We start from the raw sequence: 17,091 nt of genomic DNA on the forward strand, positions 1-17,091 counted from the left end.
GAGTAAATTAAGTGAATTAAAAAATTGAGCCAAAATCATGTCTAAGCGCCTGAAATTTTTTCTCGGACATTTATTTATTTCTTTGGTTATTGCATTACTTGTCATGAGTTTTGTATTTTTTGTTTGGTATCCCTCACCCCTTGCAGCAGCTGTGGGCGTGACTCATATTTTTTTAATGCTTTTGGTCATAGATGTTATTTTGGGGCCTTTGCTAGGATTGTTGATCTATAAAGAAGGTAAGAAAACTTTAAAAATTGATTTAGCAGTAGTGATTTTAATCCAAGTCGCTGCATTATGTTATGGAGTATATAGTATTGCTCAAGCACGCCCTGTATGGATTGCATTTAATAGTGATAAGTTTGAACTGGTGCGTAGTAATGAAATTAAGACTAATCAGGCTAAGCAAATACAACCGCAATATCAAACCCCGACGTGGCTCCGTGCTAAGTTTGTAGGTATAAAGCAAGCAGTTAATCTTGAAGAACAGCAAATAGAGCAAATGGGTGCTATGTTAAATGGTATTTCTTTGGCTCAATATCCTGAGCGCTACATTCCATTAGAACAAGTCATAGAGCAGATGAAAACCAAAGCTCATGCTTTGTCTGAGCTTAGTAAGTGGAATTCTGATATTGTTGTGCAGCAGAAAATTAAGGCATATCCACAGGCAACGGCATGGGTCCCTTTGGAAACTTATGGTGTACCAATGGTCGTTTTAATTAATAAAGAGAAGGGTGAAGTGATTAAAATTGTCGATCTTCGTCCCTGGAAGTAAATTTTGAAGATAAAAAAACCCGCATCCGCGGGCTTTTTTTTAATAAGTTTAAATTTGACTCTGAATGTAATTCTCTATACCCAAAGATTCAACCAAATCAAGCTGAGTTGTTGCCCAATCCAACCATTCTTCTTCTTTTTCTAAGATTTCTTGAGCCAGATCTCGAGTGACATAATCTAACTGTTCTTCTGCTAGTTTAACCGCAGCTTGAATGGCTTCAATGTTCTCTTTGACTTTACGTACATCGCAGTTTAAAACTTCAACGGTATGCTGACCGATATAGAGCTTACCTAGGTGTTGTAAGTTAGGTAAACCTTCTAAAAATAAAATACGTTCAATAATTTTATCGGCATGCTTCATTTGGCGAATAGATTCTTTGTATTCCGCAGAGCCCAGTTGCTCAATGCCCCAATCATTGAACATACGTGAATGAAGAAAATATTGGTTGATTGCAGTTAAATGATGATAAAGCACCTGATTTAACTGATTAATTACATCACGATTGCCTTTCATGTCTGACTCCTTAACTGCAATAAAGCTCGAACTAAGCAATATAAATTCGATATTAGAATAGAAATATCTTAAACAACAAAGTGTAATTTAGCGAGTGTTTTATAGAACAGCAAATGAAAATCACAATCAAAACAAGGCGCTAATTTTTAGATCTTTAATAAATAAAAACCCGCTTAGAGTCAGAAGCGGGGGAGGAGTAATGGTCTGGGACCATTGGTTTTATAATTATGATTGTTGGGAAAATTTAAAAGATTGGTTTATGCAGCAATTGCGATACGGGCTGCAATTTGCGCAACTTCATCACTGATGATCATACGTGCTTCAGGAGCACAGCGACCACAACAGGTGCCTAAATCGAGCATATCGCGAACTTCACGATAGCTTTCTGCGCCATTGGCAATTGCATCTTTAATGTCTTGATCAGTAATACCACGGCACAAACAAACGTACATGAAATCAAACCAAGTAAATAAATGGGATAAGTAATATTATTGATAATTATTATCGTTTGTCAATAAAAATCATTTAAAATTGCTTTTAAAGTGATTGAGTTTTTGAATAAAAAATGCCATTTAAGTGGAAATCTGAGTAATGCTCAGATTTCCATGTGAGGATTTTTGTTCTTTTGGAATGTGATATTTCGTGAAGGGCTTAAGCGATGTTTACTAACTTATTGATTAATAATCACCACGCCATCCATTTCAACTAGGGCACCTTTTGGTAGGCTTGCTACACCGAGTGCTGCGCGTGCAGGGTAGGGTTGAGCAAAATATTCGCCCATAATTTGGTTTACCAATTGGAAGTTAGAAAGGTCAGTGAGGAAAATATTCAGCTTGGCGATGTCGGCTAGCGTACCACCTGCCGCTTCACATACCGCTTTTAAGTTGTCGAATACACGGCGAATTTGAGCTTCAATGCCTTCTACCAGCTCCATGCTATATGGATCTAAGCCAATTTGACCTGATAAATACAAAGTGTCGCCCACTAAAATGGCTTGTGAGTAAGTACCAATTGCAGCGGGTGCATTTTCAGTATGGATTACCTGGCGGGACATCTATTTCTCCTATTATCATCACAGACACGTCACATATACATATGTGGTGTCAGGTTAGCTGGCAACTTTCGCAGGCTCAGCAATGGAAACAGCTTGTGCCAAACGACTGATGCGTGGGAAGCCAAAATGCATTCTTAAATTACGGATAATTTCGGCAATTTGTTTACGATTGTGTACAACAATATTCACATAGGTTTTTTCTTCATGTGAACGGACAGTTTCTACACCGACTTTTTCTTTACGGCATAGATAGATCAGCTCTGAAATTTGTTCATCATTTAACAGCATGTTTAAGCATAAATAGGCTGTAAAACTAATGTCCTCACTGTCTTCTGTAGTCCAGTGTAAAGGCATGATATTTTCAGGATGTAAATGCTGTTCATGCAATAAGTTGTGACAACGTGAACGGTGCACAATCAAACCACGACGTGATAAATGCCCTTGTATTGGATCGCCTAAAACGGGGTTACAGCAGTGCGCATATTTAACGTCGACACCGTCAGTGCCCAAGATTAAGCGTGCAGAGTTTGAAGTCTGAATGGTATCTTGAGCATATAAATGATTGGCAACCAATTGCGGTAATAAGTCACCCACGGCAATCTGTTCAAATAATTGTTCTTTATCATTTAAATGACGCCAATTCAGCACATTTTCCCAATCCGCTAATGTCAAATCACTTACAGAACGGTTAAAGAGTTTTAATGCGCGATTTAAAGCTTGCTGACCAACTAAACGTTGTTCATCTTGGTCTTGGTCACGGAGGATATTTTGTAATGCGCGGCGGGCTTTTTGGGTATTAATAAAGCTTAGCCAGTCAGGGTTTGGTGTTGCAAGAACATCAGTGATAATTTCAATCACTTGACCACTCAGTAATGGTGTTGAAAGGGGCTTGGTTTCCCCATCAATTTTTGCACCAACGGCATGGTTGCCCAAAAATAAGCTTGCTGAATAAGCGAAATCAACCGCTGTGGCACCCTGAGGAAGTTCATGCAAATGACCATGTGGGGTATAAACCCAAATTTTTTCTTGATGTAGATAATCGAGTAATTCACTAAATGTGGTCTTTGCACATGCGCCATCGACTAACACGTTTAAATTTTGCATGGAGGCTTGGATCGCTGAACGACAAGCTTGTGGTGCATTTTCACCGAGGACCACACCAAATCGCGCTGCTTTACGCATCAACTCTGTTTGGATGGTCAGAGATAAAATAGTCTTTTCGCCTTTTAAGCGCATCATCAGTGACTGGTTACCACCAGGGAGTGGGCGACGAATATGATCGGCGTAATTTAAAACTTTAAAGCTTTCTTTGAGGATGTCTGCAAGTCGGTCACAGTCTGCGATGCTTTGTAAAATAATTTCAAAGGCATGACTATGGGTGAGCTCTTGCAGATCGATATCGTTTTTTACAAAGTGACGAAGTAATTCAATATTATTATTTTTCTTTTTAATTCGACCTGAAATATGGTGTTGTTCTAGTAAGGCGGTGAGGTTATTTTCCCACTTGGTTTGGTATTCGCAGCGTTTCGGCTTGGTTTGTAATAAAGCTTCTTGAACATTGTTATACATATCTAAGTCGAGATTTTGATAACATAAATGTTCAAGGTTGTCGGCCATTTCATTCATACCGACAAGGCGTGCCATAGGCACAAAAATTTCAAAGGTTTCTTGGGCAATACGAGCACGTTTGTCAGGGCGTAAAGCACCTAGTGTGGTCATATTGTGATAACGATCCGCCAGTTTAATAATAATGACACGTGGGTCTTGTAGGGTGGCTTGCAGAATTTTACGGAAGGATGCGGCTTTATTATATTCTTTATCGCTAGAGTGGCTGAGTTTTGTGACGCCGTCGACGAGTTCAGCAACGGTCAGACCAAATTTTTCAGTAATATCTTGTTTGGTAAATTCAGTATCTTCGATGACATCATGTAGTAAAGCAGCCATTAACGTTTCCGCATCAAGACGCATATGCGCCAAAATACAGCTCACCGCAATTGGGTGAAGGATGTAGGGTTCGCCACTTTTACGTGTAATGCCATCATGGGCAATATCCGCATAGTCGCAAGCTTCAAGCACGCGTTCGACATCACTTACTGAAAGGTAAGCGTCGATAATCACATTTAACTGTTGCTTGGCTTGGCTGACCATTGGGCCTGGCATAGAACACCCTTTTACTACTGATTTACAAATGAAACGATTAATACTTTAATGAAATGCATATTGCATGACTTGTCAATTTTTTAGTTTAAAAAAATGAAAATCTTTTTTGCTTGCTTTGCACTTCTTAAGCTTATGTTATAACTGTTCTGAGTAAAATATTAAAGAGAATCCATAAAAAAAGCCTAGTTAAAAACTAGGCTTTTAAGGTCAGGTTTATCTTATTGGAAAGAAAAACCGTCTAAGTTTAGGTTATTTGCAGAAAGTGCAAGGTCTAAACTTGAAGTTTGGTAGTCTTGTTCACGTTGTTTCAAAATGTCTTTAGAAACGTGACCCGCTGCGATTTCACGAAGAGCAACAACGGTTGGTTTGTCATTGTCCCACTCAACAGTAGGTTCGATACCTTGACGTGCCAATTGACGCGCGCGTTTGCTTGCCACTAGTACAAGCTCAAAGCGGTTGTCTACATGGTCTAAACAATCTTCAACGGTTACGCGTGCCATAAGAATTCTCGTTTGAATATAAATTTTTAACAGACTGTGCAGTATAAGGTGCTTTGTCTATAGACTCAAGTTTTAATCACTGCTCCGTAGGGGTGATTAATTTCTCAATCAGTTTTTCATGGCGCATAGCTTGTTGTTTTAAAACAAGACGATTGGCAATAATAACGGACTCTAAGTCATGCAGTGCTTTATTAAAGTCATCATTAATAATGACATAGTCAAAATTAACGTATTGCTGCATATCTTCTACGGCACAGCTAAGACGATGTTCAATCACTTCAACAGAGTCTGTACCACGATTGGATAAACGTTGACGTAAATCGAACTGACTCGGAGGGAGGATAAAAATTTGTCTAGATTCAGGAAAAAGTTTACGAACCTGTTCAGCACCTTGCCAGTCAATTTCAAGTAAAACGTCATGACCTTTGGCCAATTGTTCTTTTACTGTGCGCTGTGCAGTACCGTAATAATTGCCAAAAACTTCTGCATATTCAATGAAGCCGCCTTCATTTACCAAAGATAGAAAATCTTCTTTTTTAGCAAAATGGTAATGTACGCCGTCTAATTCGCCAGGACGCTGACCACGAGTGGTATGAGAAACAGAGACATGTAAATTGTTTACACGTTCAAGCAGGGCTTTAACGAGGGATGTTTTGCCCGTTCCCGAAGCAGCAGAAACGACAAACAAGAGACCCGACATGATATTTTTCCTGATATGATAAAATATCTTCTCTATTTTAGAGTAGACGCGCGCCAAACAAAATAGTCAGACGTCTATTGTTTACATTTATTTCAAGTGATACCCGTAAAATTGAGTGGGCATTGAGGATTCTATGGAAATTGTTTTAGCTAATCCACGCGGTTTCTGTGCAGGTGTTGATCGCGCCATCGCGATTGTGAACCGTGCATTGGAATGCTTTAACCCACCCATTTATGTACGTCACGAAGTAGTACACAATAAATTTGTGGTGGATGACTTGCGTCAACGCGGTGCGATATTTGTGGATGAACTGGATGAAGTGCCAGATGACAATATCGTGATTTTCAGTGCGCATGGTGTATCTAAAGCGGTACAACAAGAAGCTGAACGCCGTGGGCTAAAAGTTTTTGATGCGACGTGCCCTTTGGTGACTAAAGTACATATCGAAGTGACCAAGTATGCCCGTGAAGGGGTGGAAGCGATTCTGATTGGTCATGAAGGTCACCCAGAAGTTGAAGGGACAATGGGTCAATATGACACTAAAAATGGTGGTTCGATTTATTTGGTTGAAGATGAACAAGATGTTGCTGATCTAAAAGTGGTGCATCCTGAAAAAGTAGCGTTTGTAACTCAGACAACGCTTTCTATAGATGACACAGCAAAAGTTATTGATGCCCTACGTCAGAAGTTCCCAAAAATTCAGGGGCCGCGTAAAGATGATATTTGTTATGCCACTCAAAACCGCCAAGATGCCGTACGTGATCTGGCTGAGCAATGTGATGTTGTATTGGTTGTGGGTTCACCGAACTCTTCGAATTCGAACCGATTACGTGAATTGGCTGAACGGATGGGTAAGCATGCCTATTTGGTGGACAATGCCGATCAGTTGCAGCAAGACTGGTTTAATGAGCACACAAAAATTGGTGTAACTGCAGGAGCTTCTGCACCTGAAATTTTAATTAAACAGGTAATTCAGCGCTTACAAGATTGGGGGGCTAAATCTCCGCAAGAGTTGGATGGTCGTGAAGAAAATATTACATTTAGTTTACCAAAAGAGTTACGTATTCCTGTAACTCAGGCATAAAGTGTTAATGACTTAACATTCTGAATTTTTTTAAGAATTGACAGATAATTGCTTTTTGGCAATTATCTGTTTTTTTATGCCTTTTATCCTTATTTGTGTTTGTTTTGTAATTTAATTAGATATTATTTTTAATAGGGTAAAGTTTGGCGTGCCTTGGGGGGAGTATGCAGAAAAATAATGGATTTACGTTAATAGAGCTGATGGTGACAATTGCTGTTATGGCGATTATTGCCATGATGGCTGCGCCTTCGTTTATTAAATTAGTTCGAAATTATCAATTAACCACAGATACTCGTGATTTTATTGATTTGTTAGCTGAAACTCGCTCGGAAGCAATTTTTAAGCAGAAACCACAAATTTTAGCCGTAAATACAACGGTTGCTGATGCATATAAAACGTGGGTGCCGTCTCATATGCAAAAAGATAGTGGTGAGATGTCTTTAACATTTAAACGCTTAGGTCAAATAGATAATGCAGAGTGCTTTATTTTTTCGCATAAAAGTGATTCAACATTAAAGGCTTATGTTTATGTACAAAAGGGTGGAACAGTTGTGTACAACAAATCTTTAACCAGTTGCCCAACCTAAAATTAGGGAAAATATAATGATAAATTCTCAAAAAGGTGTTGGTTTGATTGAGGTGTTGGTCGCGCTCATACTGCTAAGTATTGCTGTATTGGGTTTTGTTGCATTACAGATTAGAGCGGTTACAGCAACGACTGAAGCCAGTATGAATGTTCAAGCGACTAATATTGCCCGTGATTTGGCAGAAAGAATGCGTATGAATCGGGATGGTCTACTTGAATATAAAAGTGATGCGAGTGCGGCAACGAAATGTGCTTCAGAATTTTGTACACCTAAAGAAATGGCTCAATACGACTATGCGCAAGTAAGTAAACATGCTACCGATTTAGGTATGAATATGAATGTTTTAAATTGCCAAGGCTCAACATTGGTTCGTAAATGTGTATATGTTGCATGGGGTGGTACTACAGCAACAAATGGCACGGCCGCAACAGACTGTACAAACGGTGCGGCATATATCCCAAATGCACAATGTATCATTATGGAGGTCTATAACTATGGAAGCTAATAGACATACGACTTCTTATCACCCGATCAACGGTAATAGAGTAAATGCTGGTTTTACCTTAATAGAGCTTATGATTGCATTAGCATTGGGTCTAATTATCGTTGCTGCAGGATTGGCTATCTTCTTAAGCAGCTCAAGATCCTTAAATTTACAAAATAGCATGGGCGAATTACAACAAAATGCGAATTTTGGTTTATCTGTAGTTACGCATGATATTCGTCATACAAACCTAAATACATTGTCTTCTCAGCGCGTAAACAATATCACTAATGGTTCAGGTGTTATTTTTACTAAAGAAAATCTTCCAACCACTTTATCTGCTTTTAGTGATTTAGAAAGTAAATACGCAACTGCACAAGATAAAGATGCTGATAATACTTCGGGGAATAGTGACCAATTTACAATGCAGTATGTTCCAGTGGAAGAAACAATTACAGATTGTGAAGGAAATAATATTGACGATGCGTCATCAAAGATTATTGTACAACGCTATTTTGTAGCTGAAACACCACAACAAGTTGCGGGAGAGCCAACGTCTTATTCTTTATATTGTGATGCAGGTTATTACGAATCGACTAGCACAACGATAGACGGTTTGGGCGTGAATGCACAACAACTTATGCAACGAGTGGATGCATTTAAAATACGTTTAGGTGTTAAGAACCCGGCTGGTAATTTAAGATACATGACCATAAACGATTATAAAAAAGACATGGATGATATTTTAGATGCCGAGCCTTGTGAGGCTGATAAATATGCTACGTCATGTACAAGTACTTATTTAAATGTGGTTTCAATTGATGTTGGCGTGCTATCTCGTTCAACTGGAACAATAGGGGCAGATGCAAGTCTAAATACAAAAAAGACATTTGAAGTGGCAGGACAGAATGTAACTTTAAAAGGTAATGAGGCATTAAACAAAAAATATCTTCGCCAAGCTGTAAATCAAGTCGTTGCTATTCGTAATACATTGGGGGCATCGTAATGAATCAACAAAAAGGTGCGACATTAATTACAGTATTAATTATTTTGGTCATTATTACTTTAATAGGAACAATTGCGGTGAAGTCAGGAATTTTGGGGCTTAAAATCGCAACAAATAGCCAAGTTAATTCACTACTTATGGGGAATTCTGACTCAGCATTATTTAATATTGAAAACCCAGATCAAATTGCAAGACAAATGGCACTTGATGGAATGTTTGCTTATTTTAACTCTGCTGCAAATGCAAAGGATGAATTGGTTTTTTGCTATAGAGCAAGTGAAAGTAGTTTTTTTAAACTGTCTAAAGCAAGTGCAATCTCAGCAGATGGTTCAACGACTAAACAAGGTGTTAGTGGGTTTTGTAAAGCCAATCAGTTTTCAATGGGGCGTTCAGCTGTTATTTCTCAAATTTATTTAATGAAAAATACAACAACTGAAACACCGTTTAGTAGTGTTCCTAAAGGTACCAGTATTGGTCAAAGTTCAGTTCCATCAAGCACCAATAATATTGGTGCGACAGTAATTTCTATATTACCAAGTTTTTCTGCTGCATCTAAATCTGAAATCGAGGCTTGCTTTAAAAAGAAAAGTTCTGAAGTGGCGGCGTGTTTTGAAAATTTAAATATTCCATACAATATGCAACATTCTGATTATGTCGTTGGCGGTCAGCCGAAATTGGTATCGTAAGGAAAGAGGGTTTAGTGATGAAAAAGTTATATCAAAAAAATATACTTTCGGCTTCGGTATCAATGGTGATGACATTGGTGTTATGTCAAAGTGTCGCAACTCAAGCGAGTGATATTGATATTTATAGCAGCACAACTGGTGGTAAAACTTCTATTTTATTAATGTTGGATACATCGGGCAGTATGGGTATAAGTTCTCTAGTATTGCCCAAAAATAATAGCTATGGTAGTCCAGGTGATGTGGATAGCTCGTTGTGTGCGCAAGTTGATGTAAAAGAATTTAAAAATGATTATAAGGACTCCACGGCGGTCAATTTTAAGGAGTGGGCCTATAATTTAAGGGATACTGCAACTAATAGAACATCAATCCAAAAATCAGTGACAATTGGTACAACTACCATAACTTACTACGTTCGCGGATGTACTAGTGGCGGTGTAACTCAATACGATCGACTATCTCGCCTCAAGGATGCAATTTTACCACTGTTGGCAGAAAGTCCAACAACAGGATTGTCTGATAGTGTGATTATGGGGCTAGGCCAGTTTTCATCTAGAACAGAGTTGACTATTGGTAATGTACCTACAAAATTAGTCGATGGTCATTCCGGTCGGATTGTTGTGCCAAATGCTCCGTTGACAACAGCGCAGCGTATAAAAATAGCTCAAGCTTTAGCAGCAATTAAATCCATTGATACATCAACAAATGAAGATGGAACTCCAAATAGTAATTTAAAAATATCCAGTCAAACCTATCCAGATATAATTAAGGCAGCCAGCGGTACGCCAACAGCACACGCTTATGCAGAAGCTGCTGCCTATATGATGGGGACAAATACAGGTGTTGCTACAACATCAACAAAAGTTAGCTATATTTATGATGGCTATATGTTGAAGCAAAAAGGCTCGGAACAGGTTTATTTCCTTTGTGCGACTTCTGGGGGTGGGACAACCACAGCATTAGGTGCAACTGTGAAACAGTGTCCAAGTGACTGGCCTGAATGGAATAATAATGATAAGACAGTTCAAGGTACAACTATTTATAAGCCTTATGATGGTACATGTACGAGGGCAAATGCTCCCAACCAGAACTGGTGTACTGTTAACTTTAATAATTTTAGAACCGCAGTTGGTGGAGGAATGTCATCGTTATGGGATGCGTATAAAAAACTTCCTGTTGGTTGGCGTTTTGATGGTTGGGTGAAAGTACCTACAGAACCAATGGATATTGAACCAGTTGTTGGTACTGTTTGGGGGTATCCAGATAGTATCAATGGTTTGGTATCGTATCGTACTAATCCTTTTTCACTAGATGGAACTAGTGATAATAATGTTGGTGGTTTTGCATATTCAGTGCCTGAATCGAAAAATAGCAGTAATTATATTGCTGGCGGTTCAACGAATAGTTGTGATGGGAATGGGATTTATTTCTTAACAGATGGTGCACCAAACTCGACGAAAGATGACATGGCGCGAACAATTTTAAATCGATCATTAACTGATACTTATAAATTTTCGGCAAAGCCATCTGGTACAGGCGTTTTAGTTTCACCGACGTTAAAGTCTGATTTATTTGCTGGTGAAACTGGTGGTTGGGAATATATTGGTGAATATGCCAAAAAAATGCGTAATAGAACTGCAACATCAAATACGCAAAAGAACCCTGCTGATATGAATATTAAAACTGCAGTTGTTGGTTTTGGTGCTTCATTTGCTGGTTTAACTAAGAATGCAGATGGCACATATAATTGTGCAAGTGCGCCAAATGAAGATGCTAAAAATGCCTGCTTATGGGGTAGTTCAGCTTATGGTGATGGTGGATTTTATTATGCTGAAAACTCAGCCGATATTAAAAATAGTATTAAAAAATTCGTTACGAATGTAACACCTGATTTTGAACCCATTGCAACAGGTTCACCTACATTACCTCAAGATGCTTTAAATCCATTAACGATTCAACCTTATGGTTATTATGCGTCTTTTACACCAAAGCCTCAGGCGCAATATCGTTTGTGGATGGGTAATCTTAATAAATACAATGTCTATAATGGTGAACTGTATAATAGTTCCAACACTATTAAATTGATTAAAGACGATGGTTCACTTAACTCAAATGCCAATGGTCTTTGGAGTGGTGGTGTGCTTGGTCAATTGGCTTTAGGTACTGCACTTAATTCTGATAATAAAACTTATGTTCGACGCACTATTTTTACAAATAGGACAATTAGTTCGACGACGCCATATACTGCAACTGAAACAAATTCTTTAAAAGAATTAAATGTAAATGCATTGTTTGGAACAGGTGCGAATGCTTCTTTTGTTAATGATCCGCAAAAAAATTATTGGTTGAATTTATTGGGTTACAACGTTGCTGCTGATGCAACGGGGATTACCTTAGATAGTTTATCTTCTGCTGCTGAACTTCGTCAGTTTGGTACAGTAATGCACTCAACACCAATATTGCTTACCCAACGTGGTGCAATTAAAGTTGATGTTGCAACAGGCGCGTTAGATACAACAGATCGTGATGATTATTTACTTTTTGGCAGCTCACAAGGGCTTTTACATATTGTAGATGTGAAAACAGGTAAAGAAAAATTTGCATTTGCTCCTCATGAGATGATGGAAAGACAGCGAGATGCATTTTTAGCTGAGAATTCGACCACTGGCGGATCTGCTAATTTGTTTTATGGGATTGATGCACCATGGACTGCGTATACTCAATATGTTTCAAAAGAGGATGGTTCATTAACAGTACAAGCATCGGATAAAATAAGTGATGGTGGGACAGACAAAGATTTAGCACTCAAAGGCTTACAATGGGTATATGGTGGTCTGCGCATGGGCGGTAACAGTTACTATGCATTGGATCTTACTAACTTAGATACGCCGAGCTTGAAATTCCATATTGATCCAAAATTAACTGACTCAAAAATTTATAAATCTGGCTCAACAGTGTCTATAGAAGCGCTAGATTACATGGGGCAAAGTTGGTCTAAACCGACGCTGGCTTATGTAAACTTTGGGGGGGAAAAACGTCCAGTGATGTTTGTAGGTGGTGGTTATGACGGAGGTTATGAAGCCGCTGATTACAATCAAACTACAACCAAAGGTGGTGGTGCTGGTGTTTACATGTTTGATGCAGATACTGGTGATTTACTGTGGTGGACAAGTGCAAATGCTACAAAAGCCTTAGGAGCTCAAGCATTCACCGATGCGAGCGACGCAAATATCAATATGAAATACAGTGTTGTGAGTCAGATTAATGCAGTCGATCGTGATAATGATGGTTTAGTGGATAATCTTTATTTTGGGGATTTAGCAGGGCAAGGCTTCCGTGTTGATTTAAATAATCTTGCAACGGGTACAGATGAAAATGCTAAAAAAGCTAACTTTGCTAAACGTGTTGTTCGCTTATTTAGTGAGTATAAAACTGGAGGAGCAAGCCCACGTTTCTACGAAATGCCAAGTGTTTCTATTCATGAAAGTAATGATGGTTATATTGCCGCTGTTGCTTTTAGCTCTGGGAATAGAAGTAAGCCTTTAGTAGGTGCTGCAGGTACAAATCAGAATGGTTCAACGGTTAGTGCAGATGATGGTGTATTTGTTGTTTACGACAAAGATGTTGCTAAACCAGCACTATATGGTGAATTGACACTTGTAACGAATAATATAGCCTTAGAATCGTTAAATGATGTAATGGATGACGGTGTTCCTGTCTCCGATAACGATGGTTGGAAGTATACTTATTCTGACAAGGCAGGTGTGTATAAAGGCATGAATGAACTTTATGCACTGGATAGCATGCTATATGTAAACGTATTCCATCGCGATGGTACGGGTATTGGTGGTAATTGTGGTGCTGGTGTTAAAGGTGATTCCTATGTGTATCAGTTCTGCTTACCAACAGGTAAATGTCCGTTTGCAACAACAACCTCTGGTGAGCCGAATAAAGCTAAAATAGGTGCTGGTATTTTAGGTTCTGGCCTTGGATTGGGTCATAACAACAATAAAAATAATACTGGCTTAGTAGTAACTCGTCCGGATAGTGTGGATTGTGATGCTACTGCAAATAAAAACTTACCTGAATGTCAATTGTTTAGTACGACAGCAAATTTAAGACAATTGCGTTGGTATGAAACACGCTAGGAGTAAAGAGATGAACTTTTTTTCTAGTTTAATACGAACGTATGTTACTGAGCTGGCTGTTTCTTCTTCAGATGCACAGTTAAATTCGGTAGCAAAATTTAAAAAGGTAAAAGGTTTTACATTAATTGAACTGATGGTCGTGGTTGTTGTTGTTGCAATTGTGGCAGCAATTGCGATCCCAAGTTACAGTCAATATATAGAACGTAAAGATCTTGCTGTCGCTCGCCAGGAAGCATTGCGTCTGGCAGGAGAGCTTGAGCGCTTTAAATCTAAAAATTTTAGTTATAAAGGTTTTGATGCAACATACTTATATGGTTATCAAGGTACTGATTCCGATGGAAACTCTACCAGTGAAAGCTATTATGATAAAGCTACAGGGAAATTATCATTGCCATTAGGGGCGAGTGGCTCAGATGTTAAATATATCATTACCTTAGTTGATGGTGGTACTGACCATAAACCTTTGACAATTGAAAAAAATAGTGAAGGTGCAGAAACAACTGATTCTGAAAGCGTTAATGGATTGAGTTGGGCTATTTCTGTGGAACGTGCTAAAGACGGCACTGAGCCTAAACAGCCACGTAATTATGATTTGCTTTTAACTAATGCAGGCCTTCGCTGTATGACCAAAGTAAAAAATGTTGTGACAACATTCGTAGACTGTGGTGATGAAGATAATAGTGAGTCATGGTAATGAAGAGTGTGAAAGGATTTACATTAATTGAGCTAATGATTGTTGTGGTTATTATTGCAATTCTTGCAGCAATTGCTTATCCCTCATATCAAAACTATGTACAGAGAACTAAACGTGCTGATGCACAAGCAGAAATGATGCAAATTGCACAAAAAATGCAGAGCTATTATGTCATCAACCATAATTATTCGTCCGCAACGATAGATGGTTCAAATACTACAGTAGATTTCCCAAGCCATGATGCACTGTACTCTATAGATTTAGATGCTGGGGATCAAACTTGGACACTCACAGCGGCCCCTAAAAGTACTAGCGCTATGAAAAGTACAGGTAACTTAACGTTAGATAGCACAGGCAAACAATGTTGGGAAAAAACTTCTGGTGCTTGTGAACCATGGGACGGTAAATAACCTCAAATTCAAAATTGTGGATAAACACTTTTTGATCTTTCATTCAGGGCAAATTTCACGTAAAATATTGCCCTCTATGAAAGGGGTTTGAAATGTATCGATGGTCGGTACAGGGATAATCCGTAAAAACTATAAGGTTCTATCATGGTTGTTATTCGTCTTGCACGCGGTGGTGCTAAAAAACGTCCGTTCTATCAAATCATTGTGACTGATAGCCGTAATGCACGTGACGGTCGTTTCATCGAACGTATCGGTTTCTTCAACCCTACAGCTCAAGGTAAAGCAGAAAAACTTCGTTTAGATGCTGACCGTTTTGCTCACTGGGTTTCACAAGGTGCTCAACCTTCAGAACGTGTTGCTTCTTTAGCTGCTGAAGCTAAGAAAGCTGCAGCTACTGCTTAATTAGTAGTAGGTTGCCCATGACACCAACACAGAATGTTCCCGAAGATCGTATTCAGATTGGACAGCTACGTTCAGCATATGGATTAAATGGGTGGCTCTGGGTCTATTCCAATACAGAACCTATGAGCAATATTTTTGACTACCTCCCTTGGTACATTGATACCAAAGCAGGTTGGCAAACAGTAGATGTAAAACGTTGGAAACCACATGGCAAAGGCTTGGTTGTTTCGCTAAAAGGTGTGAGTGATCGTACCGCAGCAGATAACTTGGTTGGCGCAAATATCTGGATTTCTAAATCGCAACTGCCTCAAGCAGGCGTGGACGAGTATTACTGGTCAGATTTGAAGGGCTTAACAGTGTTAGGTCTTGGAGAAGATGAACAAGAAGTCAACCTCGGTCAAATCCACGAATTGTTTGAAACAGGTGCTAACGACGTGATGGTAGTTCGCGCTACTGCTGACAGTGTCGATAGCGAAGAGCGAATGATTCCATGGCATAAAGATGTAGTACAGCGTGTTGATCTCGAAGCTGGTCGTATCTACGTAAATTGGGGCGTAGATTATTAATCCTTTAAGGATTGACGCAGCAGGAAAATAGAGGAGTCTGCGATGTTTTTTGCAGTCATTACGCTTTTTCCTGAAATGTTTGAAGCGATTACAGCCTACGGTATTAGCGGGCGCGCAGCAAAACGTGACATTGTGCAAGTTCATTGTATCAATCCACGCGAATTTGCTGAGGGCAACTACAAAAGAGTGGATGAACGTCCATTTGGTGGTGGTCCAGGTATGGTGATGATGGCTGAGCCATTAGCGAAAGCAATTCATCGTGCCAAAGAGCTTGCCAAGCAAGCGGGTGCTGTTCATGTCCCTGTGGTGTATATGTCGCCGCAAGGAAAAACCTTAAATGAACCTGCGGTACAAGATTTCGTCAAATATGATGGATTGATTGTATTGTGTGGTCGTTATGAAGGTGTAGATGAGCGTTTGATCCAACAATATGTTGATCAGGAATGGTCAATAGGCGATTACGTTTTATCTGGTGGTGAACTTCCTGCGATGGTTTTATTGGATAGTGTGATTCGGAGACTTCCGGGTGCAATGTCTGATGAGCAATCACATGTGCAAGACTCATTTGTGGATGGTCTTTTAGATTGCCCACAATATACCAAGCCAGACCATTTTGAAGGTTTAGATGTTCCTGAAGTATTAAAATCGGGACATCATGCCAATATTGAGAAGTGGCGGTTTTTGCAGCGATATCAACGCACTTTAGAACGCCGACCTGAGTTGGTTGAAAAAGTTGAATTGACCAAGCAGCAAAAGAAATGGCTAAAAGATTCCCAGGTTTAAATTTTTTAAATCTTATATTAGGCTCTTTATGCATTGAAGCGGTCAAGCATAAAGGGAAAGTCAATCGGGTCTATGCGCTTTAGCCTCTAGCCCCAGCGATGATTAGACCTCTTCTAACTCGCATAATTGGAGATACCCCATGAGCGGTAAACATCCTTTAGTACAAGCTGTTGAAAATGCACAGTTGAAACAAGACATCCCTGCTTTTGCTCCTGGTGACACAGTAGTTGTTCAAGTAAAAGTAAAAGAAGGTGAGCGTGAACGTCTTCAGGCATTTGAAGGTGTTGTAATTGCTAAGAAAAACCGTGGTTTGAACTCTGCGTTCACAGTACGTAAAATTTCTAGCGGTTTCGGTGTTGAGCGTGTATTCCAAACTCACTCACCAATCGTTGCTGGTATCGAAGTGAAACGTCGTGGTGACGTTCGTCGTGCTAAACTTTACTACCTACGTGAATTGTCTGGTAAAGCTGCACGTATTCGTGAAAAATTACCAGCTCGTAAAGCAAAATAATTTGTTTTACAACGCTGTAAAAAAATGCGCCTTT

General features: G+C 39.2%; 19 protein-coding genes. 13 read left to right on the top strand and 6 right to left on the bottom strand.

Annotated elements, in window-relative coordinates; genetic code table 11:
- The first annotated feature begins 37 nt into the window (after nucleotides 1-37).
- Nucleotides 38-772 (top strand): TfpX/TfpZ family type IV pilin accessory protein, encoded by a 735-nt coding sequence (gene tfpZ, locus FTU02_RS08730; protein ID WP_180156757.1) that lies wholly within the window; start codon nucleotides 38-40, stop codon nucleotides 770-772.
- 48 nt (nucleotides 773-820) lie between these two features.
- Here the strand turns inward: tfpZ and bfr are convergent, their stop codons facing one another.
- The 6 genes from bfr to gmk all read right to left on the bottom strand — a co-directional run bounded on the left by bfr (nucleotide 821) and on the right by gmk (nucleotide 5,699).
- The gene (gene bfr / locus FTU02_RS08735) at nucleotides 821-1,285 is read right to left on the bottom strand and encodes a bacterioferritin (protein ID WP_111884158.1); all 465 of its coding nucleotides are present in this window, start codon (nucleotides 1,283-1,285) and stop codon (nucleotides 821-823) included.
- Between the two features lie 257 nt (nucleotides 1,286-1,542).
- A complete protein-coding gene (locus FTU02_RS08740; protein ID WP_078192519.1) occupies nucleotides 1,543-1,737 on the bottom strand; it encodes a bacterioferritin-associated ferredoxin in 195 nt (64 codons plus the stop codon).
- Between the two features lie 218 nt (nucleotides 1,738-1,955).
- Nucleotides 1,956-2,339: a RidA family protein gene (locus tag FTU02_RS08745; RefSeq protein ID WP_078189365.1), complete on the bottom strand. Its 384-nt coding sequence runs from the start codon at nucleotides 2,337-2,339 to the stop codon at nucleotides 1,956-1,958.
- 54 nt (nucleotides 2,340-2,393) lie between these two features.
- Complete coding sequence (locus tag FTU02_RS08750) at nucleotides 2,394-4,499, bottom strand: bifunctional (p)ppGpp synthetase/guanosine-3',5'-bis(diphosphate) 3'-pyrophosphohydrolase (protein WP_180156759.1); 2,106 nt, start codon at nucleotides 4,497-4,499, stop codon at nucleotides 2,394-2,396.
- 218 nt (nucleotides 4,500-4,717) lie between these two features.
- Nucleotides 4,718-4,999 (bottom strand): DNA-directed RNA polymerase subunit omega, encoded by a 282-nt coding sequence (gene rpoZ, locus FTU02_RS08755; protein ID WP_067762989.1) that lies wholly within the window; start codon nucleotides 4,997-4,999, stop codon nucleotides 4,718-4,720.
- A 76-nt stretch (nucleotides 5,000-5,075) separates the two neighbouring features.
- Complete coding sequence (gmk, locus tag FTU02_RS08760) at nucleotides 5,076-5,699, bottom strand: guanylate kinase (protein WP_078189363.1); 624 nt, start codon at nucleotides 5,697-5,699, stop codon at nucleotides 5,076-5,078.
- Nucleotides 5,700-5,832: 133 nt separating this feature from the next.
- On the opposite strand from gmk, the gene ispH reads away from it, so the two are divergent.
- From ispH to rplS, 12 genes are all read left to right on the top strand, one after another.
- Nucleotides 5,833-6,783, top strand: coding sequence for a 4-hydroxy-3-methylbut-2-enyl diphosphate reductase (ispH, locus tag FTU02_RS08765; protein ID WP_180156761.1), 951 nt, complete (start codon nucleotides 5,833-5,835; stop codon nucleotides 6,781-6,783).
- 164 nt (nucleotides 6,784-6,947) lie between these two features.
- Entirely contained in the window at nucleotides 6,948-7,370 is a 423-nt protein-coding gene (locus FTU02_RS08770; protein WP_180156763.1) for a Tfp pilus assembly protein FimT/FimU, read from the top strand.
- Nucleotides 7,371-7,386: 16 nt separating this feature from the next.
- Complete coding sequence (gene pilV / locus FTU02_RS08775; protein ID WP_111884162.1) at nucleotides 7,387-7,875, top strand: type IV pilus modification protein PilV; 489 nt, start codon at nucleotides 7,387-7,389, stop codon at nucleotides 7,873-7,875.
- A 25-nt stretch (nucleotides 7,876-7,900) separates the two neighbouring features.
- Complete coding sequence (locus FTU02_RS08780) at nucleotides 7,901-8,860, top strand: PilW family protein (protein ID WP_373684230.1); 960 nt, start codon at nucleotides 7,901-7,903, stop codon at nucleotides 8,858-8,860.
- Nucleotides 8,860-9,546 (top strand): pilus assembly protein PilX, encoded by a 687-nt coding sequence (locus FTU02_RS08785; RefSeq protein WP_111884164.1) that lies wholly within the window; start codon nucleotides 8,860-8,862, stop codon nucleotides 9,544-9,546. The genes FTU02_RS08780 and FTU02_RS08785 overlap by 1 nt, the downstream gene beginning before the upstream one ends.
- A 17-nt stretch (nucleotides 9,547-9,563) precedes the next feature.
- Nucleotides 9,564-13,691, top strand: coding sequence for a pilus assembly protein PilC (locus tag FTU02_RS08790; RefSeq protein ID WP_180156767.1), 4,128 nt, complete (start codon nucleotides 9,564-9,566; stop codon nucleotides 13,689-13,691).
- Nucleotides 13,692-13,824: 133 nt separating this feature from the next.
- A complete protein-coding gene (locus tag FTU02_RS16465; protein ID WP_373684231.1) occupies nucleotides 13,825-14,385 on the top strand; it encodes a pili assembly chaperone in 561 nt (186 codons plus the stop codon).
- Nucleotides 14,385-14,795: a type IV pilin protein gene (locus tag FTU02_RS08800; RefSeq protein ID WP_180156769.1), complete on the top strand. Its 411-nt coding sequence runs from the start codon at nucleotides 14,385-14,387 to the stop codon at nucleotides 14,793-14,795. The genes FTU02_RS16465 and FTU02_RS08800 overlap by 1 nt, the downstream gene beginning before the upstream one ends.
- A gap of 144 nt (nucleotides 14,796-14,939) precedes the next feature.
- Nucleotides 14,940-15,197 (top strand): 30S ribosomal protein S16, encoded by a 258-nt coding sequence (gene rpsP / locus FTU02_RS08805; RefSeq protein WP_078189354.1) that lies wholly within the window; start codon nucleotides 14,940-14,942, stop codon nucleotides 15,195-15,197.
- A 17-nt stretch (nucleotides 15,198-15,214) separates the two neighbouring features.
- Entirely contained in the window at nucleotides 15,215-15,763 is a 549-nt protein-coding gene (gene rimM / locus FTU02_RS08810; RefSeq protein ID WP_180156771.1) for a ribosome maturation factor RimM, read from the top strand.
- Between the two features lie 42 nt (nucleotides 15,764-15,805).
- Nucleotides 15,806-16,546 carry a tRNA (guanosine(37)-N1)-methyltransferase TrmD gene (gene trmD / locus FTU02_RS08815; RefSeq protein WP_180024307.1) on the top strand — a complete coding sequence of 247 codons (741 nt, stop codon included), beginning with the start codon at nucleotides 15,806-15,808 and terminating at the stop codon, nucleotides 16,544-16,546.
- Nucleotides 16,547-16,685: 139 nt separating this feature from the next.
- Nucleotides 16,686-17,057, top strand: coding sequence for a 50S ribosomal protein L19 (gene rplS, locus FTU02_RS08820; RefSeq protein WP_078189351.1), 372 nt, complete (start codon nucleotides 16,686-16,688; stop codon nucleotides 17,055-17,057).
- The last annotated feature ends 34 nt before the right edge of the window (nucleotides 17,058-17,091 follow it).

It is taken from the genome of Acinetobacter sp. YH12045 (assembly GCF_013419925.1).
GTDB classification, from domain to species: Bacteria; Pseudomonadota; Gammaproteobacteria; order Pseudomonadales; family Moraxellaceae; genus Acinetobacter; species Acinetobacter amyesii.